Source organism: Methylobacter sp. Wu8 (assembly GCF_036440755.1).
In the GTDB taxonomy this organism is placed as follows: Bacteria; Pseudomonadota; Gammaproteobacteria; order Methylococcales; family Methylomonadaceae; genus Methylobacter_A; species Methylobacter_A tundripaludum_A.
On record NZ_JAZGVT010000064.1, the window covers coordinates 106,471 to 127,180 of the forward strand.

At 53.8% G+C, this 20,710-nt stretch carries 22 protein-coding genes; 1 reads left to right on the forward strand and 21 read right to left on the reverse strand.

The window, feature by feature from the left end:
- Positions 1-2: 2 nt before the first annotated feature.
- Positions 3-1,055, forward strand: a complete 1,053-nt coding sequence (gene galE / locus V3O24_RS10745; protein WP_331307231.1) for a UDP-glucose 4-epimerase GalE — start codon at positions 3-5, stop codon at positions 1,053-1,055.
- On the opposite strand, the gene V3O24_RS10750 is transcribed toward galE, so the two are convergent.
- The 21 genes from V3O24_RS10750 to V3O24_RS10850 all read right to left on the reverse strand — a co-directional run bounded on the left by V3O24_RS10750 (position 1,022) and on the right by V3O24_RS10850 (position 20,518).
- Positions 1,022-3,487 (reverse strand): carbamoyltransferase HypF, encoded by a 2,466-nt coding sequence (locus tag V3O24_RS10750; RefSeq protein WP_331307250.1) that lies wholly within the window; start codon positions 3,485-3,487, stop codon positions 1,022-1,024. The genes galE and V3O24_RS10750 overlap by 34 nt on opposite strands.
- Positions 3,487-4,530 carry a hydrogenase expression/formation protein HypE gene (gene hypE / locus V3O24_RS10755; protein WP_331307251.1) on the reverse strand — a complete coding sequence of 348 codons (1,044 nt, stop codon included), beginning with the start codon at positions 4,528-4,530 and terminating at the stop codon, positions 3,487-3,489. The genes V3O24_RS10750 and hypE overlap by 1 nt, the downstream gene beginning before the upstream one ends.
- 57 nt (positions 4,531-4,587) lie before the next feature.
- On the reverse strand, positions 4,588-5,199 hold the full coding sequence (locus V3O24_RS10760; RefSeq protein ID WP_331307232.1) for a Uma2 family endonuclease: 612 nt from the start codon (positions 5,197-5,199) through the stop codon (positions 4,588-4,590).
- Between the two features lie 575 nt (positions 5,200-5,774).
- Entirely contained in the window at positions 5,775-6,536 is a 762-nt protein-coding gene (locus tag V3O24_RS10765) for a hypothetical protein (RefSeq protein WP_331307233.1), read from the reverse strand.
- A 375-nt stretch (positions 6,537-6,911) separates the two neighbouring features.
- A complete protein-coding gene (hypD, locus tag V3O24_RS10770) occupies positions 6,912-8,018 on the reverse strand; it encodes a hydrogenase formation protein HypD (RefSeq protein ID WP_331307234.1) in 1,107 nt (368 codons plus the stop codon).
- Positions 8,015-8,245 carry a HypC/HybG/HupF family hydrogenase formation chaperone gene (locus V3O24_RS10775; protein ID WP_331307235.1) on the reverse strand — a complete coding sequence of 77 codons (231 nt, stop codon included), beginning with the start codon at positions 8,243-8,245 and terminating at the stop codon, positions 8,015-8,017. Before V3O24_RS10775 ends, hypD begins: the two co-directional genes overlap by 4 nt.
- Positions 8,246-8,409: 164 nt before the next feature.
- Positions 8,410-9,216: a hydrogenase nickel incorporation protein HypB gene (gene hypB / locus V3O24_RS10780; protein ID WP_331307236.1), complete on the reverse strand. Its 807-nt coding sequence runs from the start codon at positions 9,214-9,216 to the stop codon at positions 8,410-8,412.
- Positions 9,216-9,743 (reverse strand): hydrogenase maturation nickel metallochaperone HypA, encoded by a 528-nt coding sequence (gene hypA, locus V3O24_RS10785; RefSeq protein ID WP_331307237.1) that lies wholly within the window; start codon positions 9,741-9,743, stop codon positions 9,216-9,218. The genes hypB and hypA overlap by 1 nt, the downstream gene beginning before the upstream one ends.
- Before the next feature lie 59 nt (positions 9,744-9,802).
- Positions 9,803-11,008, reverse strand: a complete 1,206-nt coding sequence (locus V3O24_RS10790; protein WP_331307238.1) for a nickel-dependent hydrogenase large subunit — start codon at positions 11,006-11,008, stop codon at positions 9,803-9,805.
- Positions 11,009-11,476 (reverse strand): [NiFe]-hydrogenase assembly chaperone HybE, encoded by a 468-nt coding sequence (gene hybE / locus V3O24_RS10795; protein WP_331307239.1) that lies wholly within the window; start codon positions 11,474-11,476, stop codon positions 11,009-11,011.
- A 301-nt stretch (positions 11,477-11,777) separates the two neighbouring features.
- The gene (locus V3O24_RS10800) at positions 11,778-11,999 is read right to left on the reverse strand and encodes a rubredoxin (protein WP_331307240.1); all 222 of its coding nucleotides are present in this window, start codon (positions 11,997-11,999) and stop codon (positions 11,778-11,780) included.
- A complete protein-coding gene (locus V3O24_RS10805) occupies positions 11,996-12,844 on the reverse strand; it encodes a hydrogenase expression/formation protein (RefSeq protein ID WP_331307241.1) in 849 nt (282 codons plus the stop codon). The genes V3O24_RS10800 and V3O24_RS10805 overlap by 4 nt, the downstream gene beginning before the upstream one ends.
- Positions 12,845-12,899: 55 nt before the next feature.
- On the reverse strand, positions 12,900-13,319 hold the full coding sequence (locus V3O24_RS10810) for a hydrogenase (protein WP_104425304.1): 420 nt from the start codon (positions 13,317-13,319) through the stop codon (positions 12,900-12,902).
- Positions 13,316-13,612, reverse strand: coding sequence for a HypC/HybG/HupF family hydrogenase formation chaperone (gene hypC, locus V3O24_RS10815; RefSeq protein ID WP_331307242.1), 297 nt, complete (start codon positions 13,610-13,612; stop codon positions 13,316-13,318). Before hypC ends, V3O24_RS10810 begins: the two co-directional genes overlap by 4 nt.
- Entirely contained in the window at positions 13,612-14,283 is a 672-nt protein-coding gene (locus V3O24_RS10820) for a HyaD/HybD family hydrogenase maturation endopeptidase (RefSeq protein ID WP_104425302.1), read from the reverse strand. The genes hypC and V3O24_RS10820 overlap by 1 nt, the downstream gene beginning before the upstream one ends.
- 174 nt (positions 14,284-14,457) lie before the next feature.
- Entirely contained in the window at positions 14,458-15,213 is a 756-nt protein-coding gene (gene cybH, locus V3O24_RS10825; protein WP_331307243.1) for a Ni/Fe-hydrogenase, b-type cytochrome subunit, read from the reverse strand.
- A gap of 9 nt (positions 15,214-15,222) precedes the next feature.
- Positions 15,223-15,990 carry a HupE/UreJ family protein gene (locus tag V3O24_RS10830; protein ID WP_331307244.1) on the reverse strand — a complete coding sequence of 256 codons (768 nt, stop codon included), beginning with the start codon at positions 15,988-15,990 and terminating at the stop codon, positions 15,223-15,225.
- Between the two features lie 11 nt (positions 15,991-16,001).
- Positions 16,002-17,798, reverse strand: a complete 1,797-nt coding sequence (locus tag V3O24_RS10835; RefSeq protein WP_331307245.1) for a nickel-dependent hydrogenase large subunit — start codon at positions 17,796-17,798, stop codon at positions 16,002-16,004.
- Positions 17,795-18,889, reverse strand: coding sequence for a hydrogenase small subunit (locus tag V3O24_RS10840; RefSeq protein ID WP_331307246.1), 1,095 nt, complete (start codon positions 18,887-18,889; stop codon positions 17,795-17,797). The genes V3O24_RS10835 and V3O24_RS10840 overlap by 4 nt, the downstream gene beginning before the upstream one ends.
- Positions 18,890-19,315: 426 nt before the next feature.
- Positions 19,316-19,618, reverse strand: a complete 303-nt coding sequence (locus tag V3O24_RS10845) for a hypothetical protein (protein WP_331307247.1) — start codon at positions 19,616-19,618, stop codon at positions 19,316-19,318.
- A gap of 291 nt (positions 19,619-19,909) precedes the next feature.
- Positions 19,910-20,518: an alpha-ketoglutarate-dependent dioxygenase AlkB gene (locus V3O24_RS10850; RefSeq protein WP_331307248.1), complete on the reverse strand. Its 609-nt coding sequence runs from the start codon at positions 20,516-20,518 to the stop codon at positions 19,910-19,912.
- Positions 20,519-20,710 lie beyond the last annotated feature (192 nt).

Below are 20,710 nucleotides of genomic sequence, written 5' to 3' on the forward strand. Positions count from 1 at the left end.
CAATGACATCGCCTAAAACTGTTCTCGTCGTCGGCGGCGCCGGCTACATCGGCTCGCATATGGTCTGGCTGCTCGGCCAAAAAGGCGTCGATGTCGTCACCCTCGACAACCTTTCCACCGGATTCCGCGACGCCGTCCTGCATGGACGGTTTGTGCATGGCGATATTGCCGACCGGTTGGTCCTAGACAAAGTGTTTAGCGAGCACAAATTCGATGCGGTCATGCACTTTGCGTCGTTCATACAGGTGGGCGAGTCCGCGCAAGACCCCGCCAAGTATTACCATAACAACGCCGTCAACACCCTCAACCTGCTCAACGCGATGCGCGCCCATAGTGTCGATAAATTCATTTTTTCATCCACCGCCGCCATCTTTGGCGAACCGGAATACGTCCCGATCGATGAAGCGCACCCCAAGCGGCCTATCAATCCCTACGGCTCCAGCAAACTGATGATTGAGCAGGCCTTGGCCGATTACGATCGTGCTTACGGCCTCAAATCCGTGTGCTTACGCTATTTCAACGCCGCCGGCGCGCATCCCGACAGCTTGCTTGGCGAACGGCACGACCCCGAAACGCACCTGATCCCGCTCGTGCTGCAAGCCGCCTCCGGCCGCCGTCCGCACATTACCGTATTCGGGCGCGATTACGATACCCCCGACGGCACCTGCATCCGCGATTACATCCATATCCTCGATTTGGCCGAAGCGCACTGGCTGGCCCTGCAATACCTGCAATCGGACGGACAATCCACCGCATTTAACCTGGGCAACGGCAACGGCTATTCGGTCGAAAGCGTCATCCAAGCGGCCAGACGAATCACCGGCAAGATCATCCCTGTGCAGGAAGGCCAACGCCGGGCGGGCGACCCTGCCCGCTTGGTCGCTAATGCGACCGGAATAAAGCGGGAATTGGGCTGGCAGCCTGCCTATGCGGATTTGGATACGCTGGTCGAACACGCCTGGCGGTGGGAATGCAGCCGCATGCCCGGATTCGCGGAAGCGAAAGAAACCCGCCGCATGCCTCAAATAGCCCTTGCCGCGGCAATCACCGCTTGACCTAATGCCAAGCCGCCGTCGTTCATCGGATAATGTTGCGGCGACAGCACGGTTTTACCGCATTGCCGCAATTGCCCGGACACCGCTTCCAGCAGCAGCCGGTTTTGGAACACGCCGCCGCTGAGCACGATACTGTCGATGCCGGTTTGGCGGCTCAGCATATTCAGCAGCTCGACCGTAGCGGCAGCCAGACTATGGTGGATGCGGGCGGCAATCCGCGCTTTATCGACACCGCACTTAAGATCGGTCAGCACCGCTTGCCACAATCCTTGCCAACTTAGGATCGAGACTGAATCCGGCCCCCTCTCCCCCAGGGAGAGGGTTGGGGTGAGGGGATAAGGCCGCTCGTCTGCAAACAGCGGCGTAGCCAATATCTCCAGCGCAATCGCGGCCTGCCCTTCGTAATAAACCTGTTCGCCGTGCAGGCCGAGTGCGGCGGCGAAAGCGTCGAACCAGCGGCCGCAGGAAGTGCTCGGCGGCGAGTTGATCTGTTTGCCGATCATCGTCGCCAGCGTCGCCAACGGCTTGCTGGCCAGCAATTTCATGATGTCCAGATCCGCATAATCCTGTTGCAGCGTTTGCCAGTCGAAATAATGCAGCAGTTGCGCATAAGTGTTGCGCCACGGTTCGCGCATGGCCTGGGTGCCGCCGGGCAAGGCGACAGGCTGGAAACAGCCGAGCCGGGTGTAGCCCTTGTAATCGCCCAACAGGAATTCGCCGCCCCATAACTCGCCGTCGTCGCCCAGCCCCAAGCCGTCGAAGATGGCGGCCAATACCGGCGGTGCATCCAGAGCAACACCGTGTTCGGCCAGACAGGCGGCCAGATGGGCGTGATGATGCTGCACCGGCACTACAAGCGCCGCTTCGGTTTCGGCCAGTATTTGGCCGTATTGGGTAGACAGATACCCCGGATGGTGATCGACGGCGATACGCTCCGGCCTGAAGCCGTACATCTGCCTGTACAGCGCGATAGCCTTGCGGTAATCGCCTTGGACGGCGGCGTTTTCCAGGTCGCCGATATGCTGGCCTACGACCGCTTGGCCGTTTTTCAGCAAACAAAAACTGTTCTTAAGCTCCGCGCCCATCGCCAGGATATTCCCGGCTTGCTCGAAACCGGGCGGCAATATCAGCGCTTCCGGGCTGTATCCGCGGGCTCGGCGCAGCAAGCGTATTTGACCGTCCATTAACCGAGCCACCGAATCGTCCAGCCGGTTGACGATGTCCCGGTCGTGCAGCAGCAGATAATCGGCAATATCGCTAAGCTTTTCCCGCGCCTCGCCGTTGTCCGTGCATTGCGGTTCATCGCTAATATTGCCGGAAGTCAGCACGATAGGCGCGTCCAGATCTTGCAATAACAACGTGTGCAGCGGTGTGTAGGGCAGCATGAAGCCTAGTACGTGCGCTCCTTCTCCCTCAGGGAGAAGGTTGGGATGAGGGGATGAAAATAAGCATTCTTCCTTATTTTGATTTCCCCTCACCCAACCCTCTCCCTCTGGAGAGGGCTTTATATTGTTTGAGTCAGCGGTATTAAGCTTGTCGTAGTCCGGCGCAATGCCGGGCGCAAGCGTTTCGCCTGATGCCGACAGCAATACAATCGGTGCGGCTTTGTCGTGTAGGGCTTGCTTTTCCTGCTCATCCAGGATCGCATAGCGGGCGATGGTTTCCATGTCCCCAGCCATCAACGCAAACGGTTTGGCGTAACGGCGCTTGCGTTCACGCAGCCGGTTTACCGCATCCGTATCGGCCGCATTGCAGGCCAGATGAAAACCGCCCAGGCCTTTAATAGCGACGATATAGCCTTGCCGGATCAACTCGGCGGCTTGTGTTAGCGGATCGGTGCAATCAAGTTGCTGGCCGTGGCTATCTTCCAACCAAACCTTGGGCCCGCAGTCCGGGCAACAATTAGCCTGGGCATGGAAGCGGCGGTCGGCAGGATTGTCGTATTCCTGTTGGCATTGCGGACACATCGCAAATTCCGCCATGCTGGTATGGCAACGGTCGTAAGGCACGCGCCGGATGATCGACAGCCGCGGCCCGCAGTGCGTGCAATTGGTGAACGGATAACGGTAACGGCGGTTGCCGGGATCGGCGATTTCAGAGAGGCAATCGGCGCAGGTGGCCGCATCGGCGGCGACAGGCGTCTCTACGCCATTTTGCCGGCTGGCGACGATGCAAAATTCTTCGCTCTGCGGCAGTCCTTCCAACGCCAACACTTCCAGGCTATCGATCCGGGCCAGCGGCGGTTTGTGCAGCGGAATTTGCAGGATGAAAGCCTCAAGGTCTTCATCGCTGCCGTAGGCGTGAATCATCACGCCCAACCCGTCGTTCCAGACCTCGCCGGTCAACCTGTGTTTCCGGGCGAGATGCCAGACCGTCGGCCTGAAGCCGACGCCCTGCACCACGCCGCGAACCCGAATCGCCCTGCCGGACATCAGCAGATGCGCGGCAACTGCTCGCCGACCGGCCAATCGACGATGCGGCGGCCGCCGAAAGCAGTGGTCATTTGTACGAAACCGTGTTCGTCGGCAATCACCTCGCCGATGATCGCGGCATCGCGGCCCAGCGGATGTTGACGCATTACCGCCAGCAGGGATTCAGCGGCAGCGGCATTGCAAATGCACACCAGCTTGCCTTCGTTCGCTACATACAGAGGATCTAATCCCAGAATTTCGCAGGCGGCTTTGACTTCCGATTTCATTGGAATCTGCGTCTCGTCGATGACCATGCCGACGCCGGATTGCTGCGCCAGCTCGTTCAACGCGGTCGCCAAGCCGCCTCGGGTCGGATCGCGCAAACAACGGATATCGGCGGGAGCTGCGGCGACCATGTCGGCGACCAGCGAATTCAGCGCGGCGGAATCGGACACAATCGTCGTGTCGAATTGCAGGTTTTCCCGTCCGGCCATAATCGCAACGCCGTGATCGCCGATCGAGCCGCTAAGCAAAATCGCACAGCCCGGTTGCGCGCGGTCGCCGGAAATATTGACGCCCTCCGGCACGATGCCGATGCCGGTGGTGGTAATAAACACGCCGTCGCCTTTGCCTCGTTCCACTACTTTGGTATCGCCGGTAACGACAGGCGTACCGGCGCGTTTGGCGGCTGCGGCCATGCTGATGACGATCTTTTCCAGATCGGCCAGCGGAAAGCCTTCTTCCAGAATAAAACCCGCCGCCAGATAAAGCGGCTTTGCACCGGACATCGCGACATCATTGACGGTGCCGTGCACGGCCAGCGAGCCGATGTCGCCGCCCGGAAAAAACAGCGGCGAAATCACATGGCCGTCGGTGCTAATCACCAATCGTCCTGCCGGTACGGTGAATAGGGCTTGGTCGTTATGCTGGCGCAGCATATCGTTGTCGAAATGCTTGATGAATAATTCGTCGATCAGCTGGGCCATCGCGCGGCCGCCGCCACCGTGGCTTAAGTCGACTTTGCCGGTTGCTGTATTTAATTTTGTTGTGTAAGGATTGGGCATAAGGATGATTTTGGGTAAGTATTCGACGGATGCTGACTTTTGATACACGATGTTTTACTACGTTTGCCAAGTTTCAAACACTTCAGTCAGATCAACAGCCAATTCAGGAAATAAATGCGGCGTGGCGATGTCATCATCTGTATACATGTGTTTAAGTTGGTAATGCCCGTTATCATCCAGGACAAATTGATGAATCGCTTGGTCATTGGGATAAACAATCCAGTATTCCTGCACTCCGCTTTCCCGATAGAGTTCGAATTTGATTTGCATCTCCCGCTTGGAGTTTCCCTTGGATAAAATCTCAATAATCCAGTCGGGCGCACCATTGCAGCCTTGTTCGTCCAACACTTCAGGGTTACAAATAACACTCAAATCAGGCTGGACAACCGTATGAATGTCTTGATTGGCTAGAATGGATTTTTTGCGGTCGTATAGGCGCACATCAAAGGGCGCGGCATAAACGCGGCATTTTTTATGTTTAAAAAAATTGTGCAGCAGTGTCGTTAAATTTGCAGAAATATCTTGATGCTTTACATTCGGCGCAGGCGACATCAACATGATTTTGCCTTTAATCAACTCAACGGCTTCATTTAATTGCCAGGTCAAGTAATCGGCATAACTGTAGGTTTGGTTTAAATCTAATTGCGATAACTGGGTGATTTTAGGCATTTTGTTTAATCCTGTTCTATTCAAAGCTACCAATTTAAGGTGAGGCACAGTTTAAGGTTAAGCCGTTCGTGGTGAGCCCTTCGGTTACGCTCAGGAGAGCCTTGTCGAACCATGATCGGCTTAACCGTCCCACTTCGACAATATTCTGTTACAGTCATTTTTAATTTGATAGCTTGTAGGGGTTAAACTCTATTCAATCAAGTCTGAAAAGATACGGTTAAGTGTCGCTGCCGCGACAGGTTTATTTTAATCGGGTTCTCGCACCCGAGGGCGAGTTACTTTCTTTTTGCTTCGCCAAAAGAAAGTAACTAAAGAAAAGGCGACCCGATTGCCGCTTATTTCCTGCGCTCCTCGCTTTTGTCTAGGGTCAGCAGAAGGGGCTCCTGCCCCTCTGCCGACGTGCGGCATCCCTAACGGGCTGTTCTCGACAAAAGCTCCGGTGCTCGGCGCGGCATACGGGAAAGAAACATCCTGGAATTTAAAGGTAAGCCAAATATGTCTGGTTTCAGGTATAAGGGACACATTGAGTACCATTTTCAAATTGCCCAACCGTTCGAACCCTAAAAAGGTGCGCGCTACACACCTAAACAGGCTATGCAACTCAAAAGTGAGAACGCCTTTAAGCTGTTCTCCTCTGTTGCATATTCATCCATGGCAATACCATGCAACACTGTATTGCGGTTCAATCCAAAATACGAATTATCCTTGCGCTTTTTTTCATTGTATCCAATTGGAAGCTCATCAATTAGTTGAGTCCAAAGAATCTCAGAGATAAATGTGTAGACAATGCTATTGTCTACATAAGCCGCATCTGACGTTGTAATATTTACCTTGGCTAAAGTGGATATGTGGTCTCTATTTTGGAAAAGATTTTTCTTCATTTTTTCAAAACAAATGCCATCCGTCTGGGCAAAGAAGATCGGAACTGATAGTGCATATTCACCGCGCTTATGAGCATTTATTGCTGGTTTTATTGCAAACTCGCGTTCAGGGTAATCTTTCAGGATTTCCTGAACGTGGTTTTCAAAGTCGTCCCGGTATAGCTCCTTGACGTGCTGATCCAAATGATTTGCGTCACAGGTGCTGATAAATTCAGATAATTCATATAAATCACTCATCCCAAAGTAGCCACTTATCAGCCAGCCGCGCTGAGCCAATGGGATGAGTTCTTTTTTGAGAATTGGATACATGTTTATACGGGCTTGATAATTTGCCTGCATATGTTTAATAACGCCACTTGTGATCGATTGCATTCCTTCTGTAATTTGTTTGATTACATCAGGATGTCCTTCTAGCCACATTACTAAATTTTTTTTAAGCTCTTCAATTTCTTTCATTTATGATTCTTTGATTTGCCAACGAGTAGCGGGATTTCGTATATTTCATACAGGCTACTTTATTATTGCATCCTACATTTGAAACCAAATTTATCAGGTTCGAGCGTAAATTCTGGGACGGTTTCCCCGTATGCCGCGCCGAGCACCGGAGCTTTTGTCGAGAACAGCCCGTAGGGGTGCGGCAGGGATGCCGCACGTCGGCAGAGGGGCAGGAGCCCCTTCTGCTGACCCTCGATAAAAGCGAGGAGCGCAGGATCAAAGCGGCAACCGGGTCGCCTTTTCTTTGGTTACTTTCTTTTGGCGAAGCAAAAGAAAGTAACTCGCCCTCGGGTGCGAGAACCCGATTAAAATAAACCTGTCGCGGCAGCGACACATTTACCCCCGGACCCGCCCATACGACCAATACGCCGCACAAGCCCCCTCCGACGACACCATACAAGACCCCATCGGATTTTCCGGCGTGCAAACCGTGCCCAACAACTTGCAATCTTGCGGTTTTTTCGCGCCGCGCAGAATGGCCGGACATTCGCAGCCTTTGACATCGCTCGCCTGAATCGCAGGCATGTTAAAACGTTGCTCGGCATCGAAATCGGCATAACCGGCTTTGAGCTTTAACGCGCTGTTGGGAATCAAACCCAAACCGCGCCATTCGAATTGCGGCCGCAACTCGAACACTTCCCGCACCAGCGCTTGCGCTTTCAGATTGCCTTCGCGGGTGACGGCGCGGCTGTATTCGTTTTCGACCTCGTGACGGCCTTCGTTGAGTTGGCGTATCAGCATTAGCGCCGACTGCATCACGTCCAGCGGTTCGAAACCGGCAATGACTATCGGCTTGGCATAGCGCTCGGCGAATGTTTCATAGGGCTGGCTGCCGATTACGGTACTGACGTGGGAAGGGCCGAGAAAAGCATCAATCGCGACCGGTTGCGGCGCATCCAGTATCGCCTGCATCGCGGCAGGGGTCAGTACATGGTTACAGAACACCGAAAAATTAGTCAACCCTTCGGCCTGAGCCTGCTTGACCGCGACGGCGGTCGGCGGCGTGGTGGTTTCAAAGCCTATCGCGAAAAACACGACCTGTTTTTCGGGATTTTCCCTGGCGATTTTCAACACGTCCTGCGTCGAATAAACCATCCGAATATCGGAGCCGTCCGCCTTGGCTTTCAGTAAGCTGTTGCCGCCGGTAGCCGGGACCCGCATCAAGTCGGCATAGGTGCAGAGAATCACGTCCGGGCGTTCGGCCAGTTGTATCGCGTTATCGATGCGGCCTGTCGGCAATACGCAGACCGGGCAGCCGGGGCCGTGGATGAATTCGACGTTGCCCGGCATTAAATCCTGTACGCCGTAGCGGAAAATGGCGTGGGTATGGCCGCCGCAAAATTCCATCAGCCGGTAATGGCGGCCCCGATCGACGGTTTGCGCAATTGCCTTGGACAGCTGCTGGGCGAGGTCTTGCTGCCTGAATTCGCTGATGTATTTCATACTTCTGACATTAATCCGGCTTCGGCAAACAAGGCCAGGGTTTTTAAGGCTTCGTCCTCGTCGATTTTATTCAGCGCATAACCGACATGCACCAGAACGTAATCGCCGAGCGCGACATCATCGACCAGGGCCAACGACACTTCGACTTTGACGTTGCCGACCGATGCGGTCGCCATGTTGTTGGCGGCATCAAGAGCGACGATTTGGGCGGGTAGGGCTAGGCACATATAAAAGGATCTCTGTAGTTTGTAGACTGCGTTTGCGCATTTAATATTGATTAATTCACCACGAAGACACGAAGAACACGAAGTTTTATCCTTTGCTTTTCTTCGTGCTCTTCGTGTCTTCGTGGTGTTATCTTTATAAATTGGCTTTATCGTACTAAGCCGCTCTATGCATAATCAATACGCTGCAACTCCAACTCGGCCTTCAGCCAGCGCAGCCAGCTGTCCATGCCCTCGCCTGTTTTGGCCGACAGCGACAGTATCTTGATGCGCGGATTGACCTGTTTTGCGTACTGTATGCATTGCTCGGTGTCGAAATCCAGGTACGGCAACAGGTCGGTCTTGTTCAAAATCATCAAGTCGGCGGCATGGAACATGTCGGGGTATTTGATCGGCTTGTCCTCGCCTTCGGTGGCCGACAAAATCACCACTTTATGCGCTTCGCCCAGGTCGAATGCCGACGGGCAAACCAGGTTGCCGACGTTTTCGATGAACAGCAGGCTATGGTCTTTCGGCTGGAGCGTTTCCAGCGCATGGCCGACCCGGTGCGCATCGAGATGGCAGCCTTTGCCGGTGTTGATTTGCAGCGCCGGTACGCCGGTGGCGCGGATGCGCTCGGCGTCGCGGGCGGTTTGCTGGTCGCCTTCGATGACCGCGATGTCGAGCTCGTCTTTCAGCCGGGCGATGGTTTCGGTCAGCAGCGTGGTTTTACCTGAACCGGGGCTGGAAACCAGGTTTAACGCCAGCATGCCGCGTTCGCCGAAATAGCGGCGGTTTTCGGCGGCATAACGGTTGTTCTTGGCCAGAATATCCTGTTCGATTTGCACCATCCGCGCTTGGCTTAAACCCGGCGCATGAGCATGTTCAGCATCGTGATCATGATGATGGTCGTGGTGTTCATGATCATGCGGATGGTCGTGGTCATGATCGTGCGAGTGGGAATGGCCCTCGCCGCAGCCGCATACGCCGCACATTATTCTACCTCCAGTTCTTTGATTCGCATTTGATCTCCGCTGTTGACCTGTAATTGATGGCTGCCGCAGTGCGGGCATAGATCGTATAACTGCTGCACAACCACGTTGCGGCTACACGGCATGCACCAGGCTTGGCCCGGTATTTCGATGATTTCAAGCTTGGCATGGTCGGCTATTGAGCCTTGTACAACAACATCGAAACTGAAACGCAATGCGTCAGTCTCGACACCGGCCAATGCGCCGATTTCCAGCCAAACCGTTTTGACTTTGCTGTATTGCTGGGCTTCCGCCTGCTGTTCCAAGACCTGCAAAATGCTTTCGCAGAGGGACAATTCATGCATGGCAATCCCTGCCATGCACCCTTCGGGTAAATGCAAATCCGCTCCAGGCGGATTTGTCATGCAGGCAATCCCTGCCATGCACCCTTCGGGCAAGTGCAAATCCGCTCCAGGCGGATTTGTCATGCAGGCAATCCCTGCCATGCACCCTTCGGGTAAATGCAAATCCGCTCCCGGCGGATTTGTCATGCTGGCTGTCCCTGACATGCACCCTTCGGGCAAGTGCAAACTTGTTCCTGACAGATTTGTCATGCATGGTTTTCTATCTCGTTTCGACTGTCGGTCAAGTGTAACGCGTATTGCACACAAGGGTCTACCGCGTTGATATAAAGTTCCGCTTGCCGTTGCAGATCGTTTAGGTTTTCGGCTTGCAATTGTTTCAAGCCTTGGGCGACGACGCCTTCGGGGTGAAAATTCCATTCGGTGGGCGCGATGATGCGGTAATCGTGTACCCGCCCCTGCTTCAATTCCAGACGATGGATTAACAGGCCGCGCGCCGCTTGGACCTGAGCCAAACCTACGCTCTCGTTAATCGCGCCGCTTAGCGGTAAAACCGATAGGTCTGTTATTTGCATCAAAAGCCGCCTGAGTTGGGATGGTGTTAAAGCGACTTCCAGCAAGCGGGCCAGTGTTCGGGCGATCAGGCCGTTACCGTAACGGCCGCGCATATCGGCGATTAAAGGCTGCGACAGCCGGCGGTTCAATAGCGTCGTTTCAAAACAGCGGCCTTGCCAATGCGGCATCCGACTGAAAGCTGACAAATCTTGCCGTTGCAATCCCCGGCTTAATACTTCTTCCTCAAACTCGGGCAGGCAGGCAACATTATTTTGCCCCACTGCCGCCCAGTTCCGTCCATATAAATGATTTAACAAGCTGGCAGGTAACGCATTACTTTGCCGTAGCCAATTCTGCAACTGCGCTTCGCCGGTTAACGCCTGAAATTCAACAAGTCGGCCGTTAAAGATCGAAGTGTCGATCAGCGCTTCCAGGTCGTCGATCAGTTGCATCAATCGATCGGTATCGACATTCAAGCAACTGTCGAGCTTGAATGCTTCGGCATGCCGGAACAAATGCCGCTTGAACAGCGCATCGAATTTAAGCAGCGACGCCAGGGCTTTTTTATCTTGAGCGAGACCTATAAAAACCGGCCAGTCCAGCAAAATACGCCACGCATGTTCGCGCAAGGTTTCCAGTTGCACCAGCAGGTCGCGGGCTGAATCAAGCTCAGGCTCGGTTGCGATACCCAGTGCCGCACGGCAGGCTTGCAACGCTGCATAAGCCTGGGCGTTGCCGCACAAGGTAAATAGCAACGGAACGGTCTCGAGTACCTGATCCGGGGTTTTGCCGATTAATACCTGTGCTATCGCTTCAGGCCGGCTGGATGCGATTTGCACTCCGCTCACCTTGCCGGAGTCATGATACAGATCGATGACAATTTTACCGGCCGGTGTCACTCAACGATTTCCTTTGCCGATAGCGCCGCGCAGCAAGTCACGACGACTGACCGCTCGCGGCGCCGTTTCGGCCAGCAAGCCTTGTAACGCAGCTTGAGCGGTAGCCAACGCGGCCGCTTGGTTCTCGAACTGGAACATCGGCGAGAACAAAGAGCAAAGTGCGTAAATGCCTATTGGTGTTTCACTGCCCAACATAAATTCGAATGTGCCATACGGGAAGCGCTTGTCGATTTTTATGCCCGGTTGTTGTTCGCGCCAAGCGCTGTCCGGTCCCGGCAGCAACATCAGATTCATGAACCAGGGTGTAATCAACACGCCGAGCCAGTCTTCGCCAAAGCGGCTAAAGCCGACGGCCTGCACCGAAAGCGCGAAGTTAACGACCGGCAACTCGCGCATGCGCTTATCCAGTATTTCATTGAATGTTGTTTCCAGTGTATGCCGGATTTGTTCGCTATTTTGCCAGATCATTACTTGACTTGGTGGGCGTGCTGTACATGCTAAAAAAGAGTTCTTCTCGTTTCCTCAAGTCACTGCGATTAAGTCAAGCGCATCGATATTCCGTAGGAGCGGGCCATGCCCGCGACATTTAGACAGCGATTAAAAACTTTTAGCTCCTTCACCGCGGGCACGGCCCGCTCCTACAATGCTTAACTACACAGCAACAAGCTTTTTTTCTTCGTGTTCTCGGCAATAGCTCCTGTATTGCTTTACCTCCTGCATCCATGTCGTTCGTGCCTTCGTGGTAAGTAAATACCCGGCCACAACATGCTCAATCATCCATCACCAAAAAATCCTGCTTTTTGCCGTCGCACTCAGGACAGCTCCAATGATCGGGCAATGCGGAAAAAGCCGTGCCCGGCGGCATTTGCCAGACTTCATCGCCAACAGCCGGGTCGTACACATACCAACAGATTTTGCATTCCAGCCGGGTTTGCGGCGTCAACTTCGAAGCGCCGCCGCCGAATGCCCCGGCAAAAAAAGAGCCATTCATAAATACACCTTAAGTATCTCCTGCAAGCGCTCGCGGCTGTCGGCTATATCTTCCGGCGAGGCGCAGGCCACGCTGGGCACGTCGCTGACTTCCAGCGTGTTGAGGATCAAGGTGTCCTCCGAATTGAAATACTGCACCCACCAGACGTATTGGGTGCCGGTGGCGGTGATCCGGCAGTTGCCGTAGCCGCGGGATAGAATCGTCACCGAGCCGCGACCTAAGCGTTGCGCCAAAAACGCCAGATCCTGCTCGGTCTGCGGCAGCAGGCTTAAATTGATCGTATGCGCTTCGCCGCCCGGACGGTATTCGGCGATTTTGGCGTTGAGTTCGGTCAGCAACGGCGGCGAGTTCATCACGTTTTTCGGCACCACAGTCCAATAAGTGTCGATTTGCGCCGCCGCGCCGTTAAAGGCCGATTGCGACAGCTGTTGCGGAATAATGCCGACTTCCAACGCGTCATTAACAATCTGGCTACGGTCGTTAAGTGTTTGCAAGCGCCAAACACCCGCCAATACCGATTCCTGAATGCGGATGTTTTGCCCGCCGGAACAAATCACGCTGACTTCGCCTTCGCCGAGCAGCTCGTCGATAAACCGCCGGTTGTTTGCGTCCAATCGGGTCAATTCGATGGCTACTGAAACCGATGGAAACGCGGCCAAATACTGCTGCAATTTCAGCAAAATGATTTTTGCCTGCGCCAAATCATGCGACTTTAAATCCGTCGAAATCTGCGGCATGGCATAGGTCGTCATTTCCTGCGGCATTTGCAGATATTCCAGCTCGACGCCGTCTTGTTCCGCCGGTTGGCTGCCTTGTCCGAAAATGGGGAGTGAAATAGAGTTCATAATGATCGTGGGTTATATTTTAGTATCGTTGACGCGCACGGCGCGCCCTACATTATTAATGAGCGCCGCCGCATACCTTATCCAAATCGAAGCCGGGCGGTTCGCTGGGTTCGGAGGCCAAGATCCCTGCCGCTTCCTGCCTGTATTCCCGCCAGTTGCGGACGCCGGTGATGACGCCCAAATACTCGCCGTTGCGCAGAAACACCAGCGACGGCCAGCCGGTAAAGCGGAACCGCGCTTGCAATTCTCGCTCGATGGATTTTTCGATAACCGCCGCTTGCAGCCGGCCGTTAAACGTTTTGTCCAGCTCCGGCAAGATCACCGCAACGTCGTTGCTTTCGGGAAACTGGACGGGATCGTTGCAGAAAAACAGTACGACGCTTTCATTGCCGTAAACGAAATGATCGTAACTGTCCGCATCCAGCAACGGATAGCCGTGCCGGGTTTGCAGCTGGGTAATCAGCGGTGATGTCATGGTTTTAAAAACTCCGGTAATTGCGGTTCCCTGTTTACAAGATCGGAAAACAAATGGTCTATGTGATTGTCGCCCTGCATCGCCAGCCGCATGGCTTCCAATGCATCTGAAATTTGCTTGGCTTTGGTTTCGCTGAGCACTTCCCTGGCGGTATCGAGAAACACCAGCAGCCAAGCACCGACCGGTTGCGGGCCGACCAGCATGGTATCGATTACGCTTTCCTCGCCGCGATAAAGACAGGTCGCGGATTCGCTATGCTGCGCCACTACTTGCATGGGGATGCCGATGCACATCAGTATTTGCCCCGGTAATCGACATCGACTTGCAAGGTGGGTTGTCCCGCCGGTTGCGGCGGACGCACCGCCAAGCCTTCGGCCTGCAACACCCGCTCGTCGCCGATGCGGCAGGCCTGCTCGGCGCTGGGCCGTTCCAGTTCGTAGCGCTGTATGTTCAACACCGGGTCGGCCAAATCGCCATCGGTGTCGGTTGTTTCCGCACTAATACCGAATGCTTGCAGGTAAGCCAGCGCCATGTCTATAGCAGGTTGAATTTGCGCTTTGACCGTCGGCCGCAAGCTGCCGCCGTAGTCGTCCAACTCTTCGGGCTGTACGCCGATCAATAGCAAGTGCCGCGGATAACTGCCCAGCATCTGCGCCATCGCCAACACTTCCTGGAATCCGGTTTGGTGCAGGCTCATTTTTTTTGCGCCAAGAAAATTCGGTACGTCTCTGTTTTCGATTCGTTTTAAGGTGCCGGGCGACAGGCCGTAATCGATCGCATCGAACACGACCAACGCATCCGCCGCCTGGACATGCTCGACCAAGTAAACGCCTTGAGTGCCGCCGTCCATGACGTTGACGCCGTCGGGAAACCGGTAGCTTTTTTGCAGGCGTTCGATCACACGGACGCCGAAGCCTTCGTCGGCCCAAAGTACGTTGCCTATGCCCAGCAATAAAATGTTCATGGTTAATCCTAAAAAAAAGCAGTTGGAAAGTGTGGAAGCCGTTCGTGCTGAGCCCCGTCGAAGCATGAGCGGCTTCCACACTTTCATCCACTTAGTAAGCATTCCAACACCCCGCTCGCCCTTGGACAGGCTCAGGGCGAGCGGGATGTTGGAATGCTTTAGTGCGATTTTAGGTTAGTGGACATCGTCTACCGGTTTATCGTCCTTGAAAGTGCGCCATCCGGTCACTATCGTGGACAACATGCTCTGCCGGGATAATTTATCCTCGCGCACCGCAACATAAACATGGATCAGCACAAAACAAACGATCAACCACATAACCAGATGATGCCAGCTGTGCAGGTTTTGGCTGTCGCCGAACAGCGGCAGCACCCAGCTGCTAAACAGCGCATGTTGCCAGCTGTCTTGCCCCGTGCCTTCTCCGTAAAGCGCAAAGCCGGTAACGATCATGAAGAGCGCGCCCCAAACGAAAACAAAATGCATCGATAACACCGCCAAAGGGTTATGGCCGATGTATTTTTTCGGCTCCTTAACCAAAAAGGCATACCAGAGTATTTCATGGCCGACGCCATGCCAGAACGCCCTCGCCAACAAAGGCGGCATAAAGATTTGCCGGGCATGTTCGTTACCGGCATAGGCCCAGTAAGCTCGAAACAGCAATCCTATCGCCAACAGGTAGCCGGCGGCGAAATGCAAAAATCGCACATAGCCCATCACAAAATGGTCTGACGCTTCGCCGCCGACCGATGCGAGCGGAGAAGCGATCAAATAGCCGGTTACGGTCAAGGCGACGATGACCAAGGCATTCAGGCTGTGCCAGAGCCGTACCGGTTTTTCGTAGACGTAAACGGCTTGCGCGCCCTCCCCCTCTGGAGAGGACTTTATACCGCTTGCGTCAACGGCATTGGATATTAAAGTTGGCTCAGTCATGGCGGTTCCTTATGCGAACAGCAACCAAGCGCCGACCAAGCCGGTCAAGGTTCCATAAACGCGGAGCAAACCGGTTGCATTGACATGTCGTGCAGCCAAGCCCAGAGCCAAGCCGGAACCGTACAAAACCGCCGTAGCCGATACAATCCCGGCGATATAAGCGTATGCCGAAGCATCAACCGGCATTTCACCGCCATGCGCCAGTCCGTGCATTGAGGCAAAGGCTGCAACCGATGTCAAAATAATCACCTTGCCGTAAAAACCTGCCTCGTTCCCACGCGCTGCGATTAAGTTAAGGCTTTTAGTGAGCGCTAGTTCCCAAGCTCCAGCTTGGGAATTCGGTGCAGGAAGCTCCAGCTTCCCGGATCGCGAAGCTGGAGCTTCGCTAACTGGGTTCCCAAGCTGGAGCTTGGGAACCAGCGTCTGTCTTAACTTGATGGCAGTGATGGCGGGAACTATGGGAAAGCTCAACGCTACACCGACCAGCAACAGAGAGACCAGAATACCCGTTTCGACATAAGCGAAACCGAACCCGGTTAAGCCGAATAGCGCGCCTATCGTCATAAACAACAAAAACACGCCTAGCGCCTGCCTGGCAAGCAAACGGCTTTGGCTGCTGGCCCATAATCCTAGACCCAACATCACTAGGAAATGATCCAGTCCCAAAAACGGATGCTGGAAACCGTGACTGAACCCGCCGGTCGGCAGCAAGCCGGTATGTGCCGATGCGGCCTGGGAAAACGCGATAAGTCCTGCGACCACTATAATTTTTTTCATAACCATGCTCCTCAACGAACTTTGACTTGGGTTAATTCGGTGCCGTCCGGGCTGATGATATGCGTCGAACACGCCAGACAAGGATCGAAACTGTGCAAGGTGCGCAGGATTTCCACCGGTTCCTCGGGACGTTCCACTTTGGTATTCATCAATGCCGCCTCGAACGCGCCGATATTGCCTTGCTCGTCGCGCGGCGAGCCGTTCCAGGTGGTCGGCACCACGCATTGGTAATTGGCGATTTTGGTATTTTCTATTTTCAGCCAATGACCCAACGCGCCGCGCGGCGCTTCGGTAAAACCAACGCCTTTGACGCTACTCGGCCAGGTTTCCGGGTCCCATTTGGCGACATTGGCCGTCGCCAAATCGCCGGATTTGATATTGGCGATCATCTTGTCCATGAAATAGCGCATTTTGCCTGCCGCCCATTGCGCTTCCAGGCCACGCGCGGCCGTCCTGCCCAAGGTCGAGAACAACGCGGTGACCGGCACATCCAGCGTCTTCAACACAAAATTGATTTGCTCGGTAATTTCCTTGTTGCCTTGCGCGTAACCGATTACATAACGGGCCAACGGGCCGACTTCCATTGCATGGCCGCGCCAGCGCGGAGCCTTGATCCAGGAGTATTTGGCCGCTTCGTCCAACTCCTTGATATGGGTGCGGTCGCCTTTGGTGTTCGGCCCCAGCTTGTAGTTGGGTTCGGTGACGCCGTCCCACGGATGCAGGCCCAGCGATTCGTCCGGGTATTTGTACCAGGAGTGCGGGATGAATTCCTTGATTTGCTCGGGATCGGTCAAATCGACTTCATGGACTTTGGTCAAATCGCCGTTGATGATCGCGCCGCGCGGCATCAGCAAGTTCGACGCCGAATAATCGTTGGCCTTATCGGGAATGTCGCCGTAGGACAGCAGGCTCTGCCCGGAAATACCGCCGCCGTACATCCAGCCTTTGTAGAACCCGGCGATAGCCAGTAAATCGGGGATGTAAACCTGGTCGATAAAATCAATCGTGCGGTCGATAATCGACGACACCAAATTCAGCCGCTCCATGTTGATCGCCCCGTTGGCGCCGACGCCGTCGATATTGATCGCACACGGTACGCCTCCGACCAGCCAGTTCGGATGCGGGTCTTTGCCGCCGAAAACGGTGCGGATTTTCATGATGTCTTTTTGAAAATCCAACGCTTCCAGGTAATGCGTCACCGCCATCAGATCGGCTTCCGGCGGCAGTAAATAGGCCGGATTGGTCCAGTAACCGTTCTTGAACGGCCCCAGCTGCCCGGATTCGACAAATTTCAATAAACGGTTTTGCGTATCGCGAAAATAGCCCGGCGACGATTTGGGATTATGCGGCGAAATCGATTGCTGTAGCGCCGAAGTCGCAACCGGATCGGCTTTCAGCGCATTGACCGGATTGACCCAATCCAAAGCGTGCAGATGATAAAAATGCACCAGATGGTCTTGCACCTGCAAGCTGAGCTGCATCAGGTTACGGATCGAATTGGCGTTTTCGGGAATCGTAATCTTTAACGCATCCTCGACCGCGCGCACCGAAGTCAACGCATGGGTGCCGGTGCAGACGCCGCAGATGCGCTGTACGAAAGCCCAGGCGTCGCGCGGGTCGCGGCCTTTCAAAATCACTTCCAGGCCGCGCCACATGGTGCCGCTGGAAATCGCGTTGCGGATGATGTTGTCGTCGTCGATATTGACTTCGCAGCGCATGTGGCCTTCGATACGGGTGACCGGATCGACAACGACGCGGCGGCCTGCGTCATTCAGGTTAAAGCCGTTGGGGGTGTTGGTGACTGTCATTGTTGTTCTGCTCCTGGTTGTGTGTCGCCCGATTTTTTGGAACGGTTCAGCGCGGTCAAGCCGGCGTGTGCGGCGATGCCGAGGCCGACTACGGCGGCTGCGGCGCCGCCGACCGTATCGGCGTTGGCTTCGATACCGAAATCGTTAATATCGGTCAGGCGCTGGTAAAAGCCGCCCTTATCCCAGAAACCGTCCTCGGAACAGCCGATACAACCGTGACCGGATTGAATCGGGAACGATACGCCTTCATTCCAGCGCATCGTCGAGCAGGCGTTATACGTGGTAGGTCCCTTGCAGCCCATTTTGTACAAACAATGTCCTTGCCGCGCGGCCTCGTCGTCCCAATGTTCGACGAATTGCCCGGCGTCGAAATGCGGACGGCGGTAACATTTATCGTGGATGCGCTGGCTGTAAAACATCTGCGGGCGGCCCTGGCGATCCAGGGTCGGCAGCTTTTCAAAGGTTAAGAGATAAGCGACCACGGCGGTCATCACCTCTGCAATCGGCGGACAACCGGGTACTTTGATGATCGGCTTGTCGGCCAGACCGGGGATTTTATGGGTCGGCGTGGCGCGGGTCGGATTAGGCTTGGCGGCCTGAACGCAACCCCAGGATGCGCAAGAGCCCCAGGAAATAATCGCCTTGCAGCTTTCGGCCGCGTATTTGAGCTGCTCGACGAACGGCTTGCCGCCGATGATACAGTACATGCCGTCTTCGCCCAGCGGCGCGTTGCCCTCTACGGCCAGAATGTAATTGCCTTTGTATTTTTCGACTATTTCATCGACGATGGCTTCGGCGTTGTGGCCCGCCGCAGCCATGATGGTGTCGTCGTAATCCAGCGACAGCATCGACAGGATTACATCCTTGGCTAAAGGATGGCCGGAGCGGATGAACGATTCCGAGCAACACGTGCATTCCAGACCATGCAGCCACAGCACCGGAATGCGCGGCTTGGTCTCCATCGCATGAGCGATTTTGGGAGCGAAAGCGGGGGAAAGCCCTAACGAGGCAGCGGTCAGGCTGCAAAACTTCAGAAAACTGCGGCGGGTGATGCCTTGCCTGCGCATGACATCGTAAAAGGTTTCATTCATTCAGGAACTCCTGGCGTTATTGGCTGCTTGAAGAATGCACTTCTTCAGCGCCGCGTTTCCAATGCAGAGTATTTACCGACTTGAAGCCGACCAGGGCAGCACGATAGACCGTTTTTCCGGCGGGTACAAAGTCGCTTGGAAGCGCTTATTGTTATTATGCTTAAATGCTAACGCAGCGATCGGCGCTGTTCTCCAGCCGACGCTGCTCCGCATAGCTGGAGCAACATCTATGCCGGATTAGCGTCGACCAAGAAACCTTTATAATTGTGGGAGAAATAATGAAAAAGAGGGGTGGGTAAAAATCAACTCATGTTCGTTATGCGACAAATACAACAAAATCAGCAGGCTGTTGCGTGAAAGCTTACATTAAACCGAATACCGGTATCGCCATCATTACCGCTTTATCCTGCTGATTCGCAGCCGTTGTTATGAATCCGGCATTGCCGCCAGACGGTTCTCCAGTTCGGCGTTTACCAAGGCATCGTAATGGCGCTGCAAGATAGAGTCGGTAGGACGCGGGAACAGAGCGGATTCGATTTCATTTTGCAGATGCATAAGAAAATTCTGCTGAAGTGTTGAATCCTCAGAGACTCCCAGTCCTGAATTTGAACCGAAATCACCGGTAGCGTCGAATTGTTGGGGAGATTTTGCAGGAAACAGCATCGACGGAAAAAAAGCGCATGCTGCAATTAAAAACATGAAAAGGAACAACAGAGTGGCTTCGAACATACTAATACCTCGCTATTAATGAAAAAATGACGAGTACACACAATAAATAGATGCGGTAACTCCAATTTTCTAAAAAGCAATTAAAATGCCAGACTACTCATATCGTTAAGCTGTTGAATATTATCGTTAACTGATAATCTCAACAGACAGCGCTTGGTTCTTTTTGGAACAATTTATCTGTAATCCATCAATACCGCCCCAGACCTATGCACGTTTTAAACTCAATGCAGAATTAAAAACGTCACTGCCATGCAGCGCGACAAACAGGACAAAAACTATCTATGCGTAGCATCAGTAATCTAAAAAACAGTTGATTGCTGGGATAACTTTACGAAAAGTTAAATTGACTCGTCCTTCCGTTACATTTTGATCGATGGGAACGCTATGCAGCCAATGGTGCTGAAAATCCGGCCTCATAATCAATAAAGCGCCGCTGCGCAATGATACCCGCCCCTGCTCCGAAGACTTTTTATGCCTGAACGCAAATTGCCGTTCCGCGCCGAATGTCAACGAGGCGATAAAAGGTTGCTCGCCCAGCTCCGGTTCATTATCCGCATGCCAGCCGACATAATCGCCTCCGTTTCGGTACAGATTAACCAATACCGAATTAAACGAGAAACTTAAGTGCGACTCGACTTGAGCTCTAATATCGGACAGCAAGGGCGTCCAGGCCCGGGTTTGCAGCAAGTTGTTGCTATAGCTGTAGCGAATCCCCGGATCGGCGTGCCACGTTTGTAATCTGGGCAGGATAAATTGCCGTCCGGCGACAACATATCGGTTATCGGGCCACTGATGTTCGTGCAACAGACACCGATAGATGCGTTCGCATTCGACGGCATCGTAAAAGTCATTAATGACCTCAAGCTCGGGCCAGGGAGTGCTGTTTCTTGAACATGTCATTTATTTTTACCATGAAGGACTTGAAGAGATTACGGTAGTGACTTCATGCGTGATAGTGAGATGCTTCATAGAGATCAAAAGCTGTGCTTCGCGGATTCTCTTCATGATCTTCATGATCTTCATGATCTTCATGATCTTCATGATCTTCATGATCTTCATGATCTTCATGATCTTCATGATCTTCATGATCTT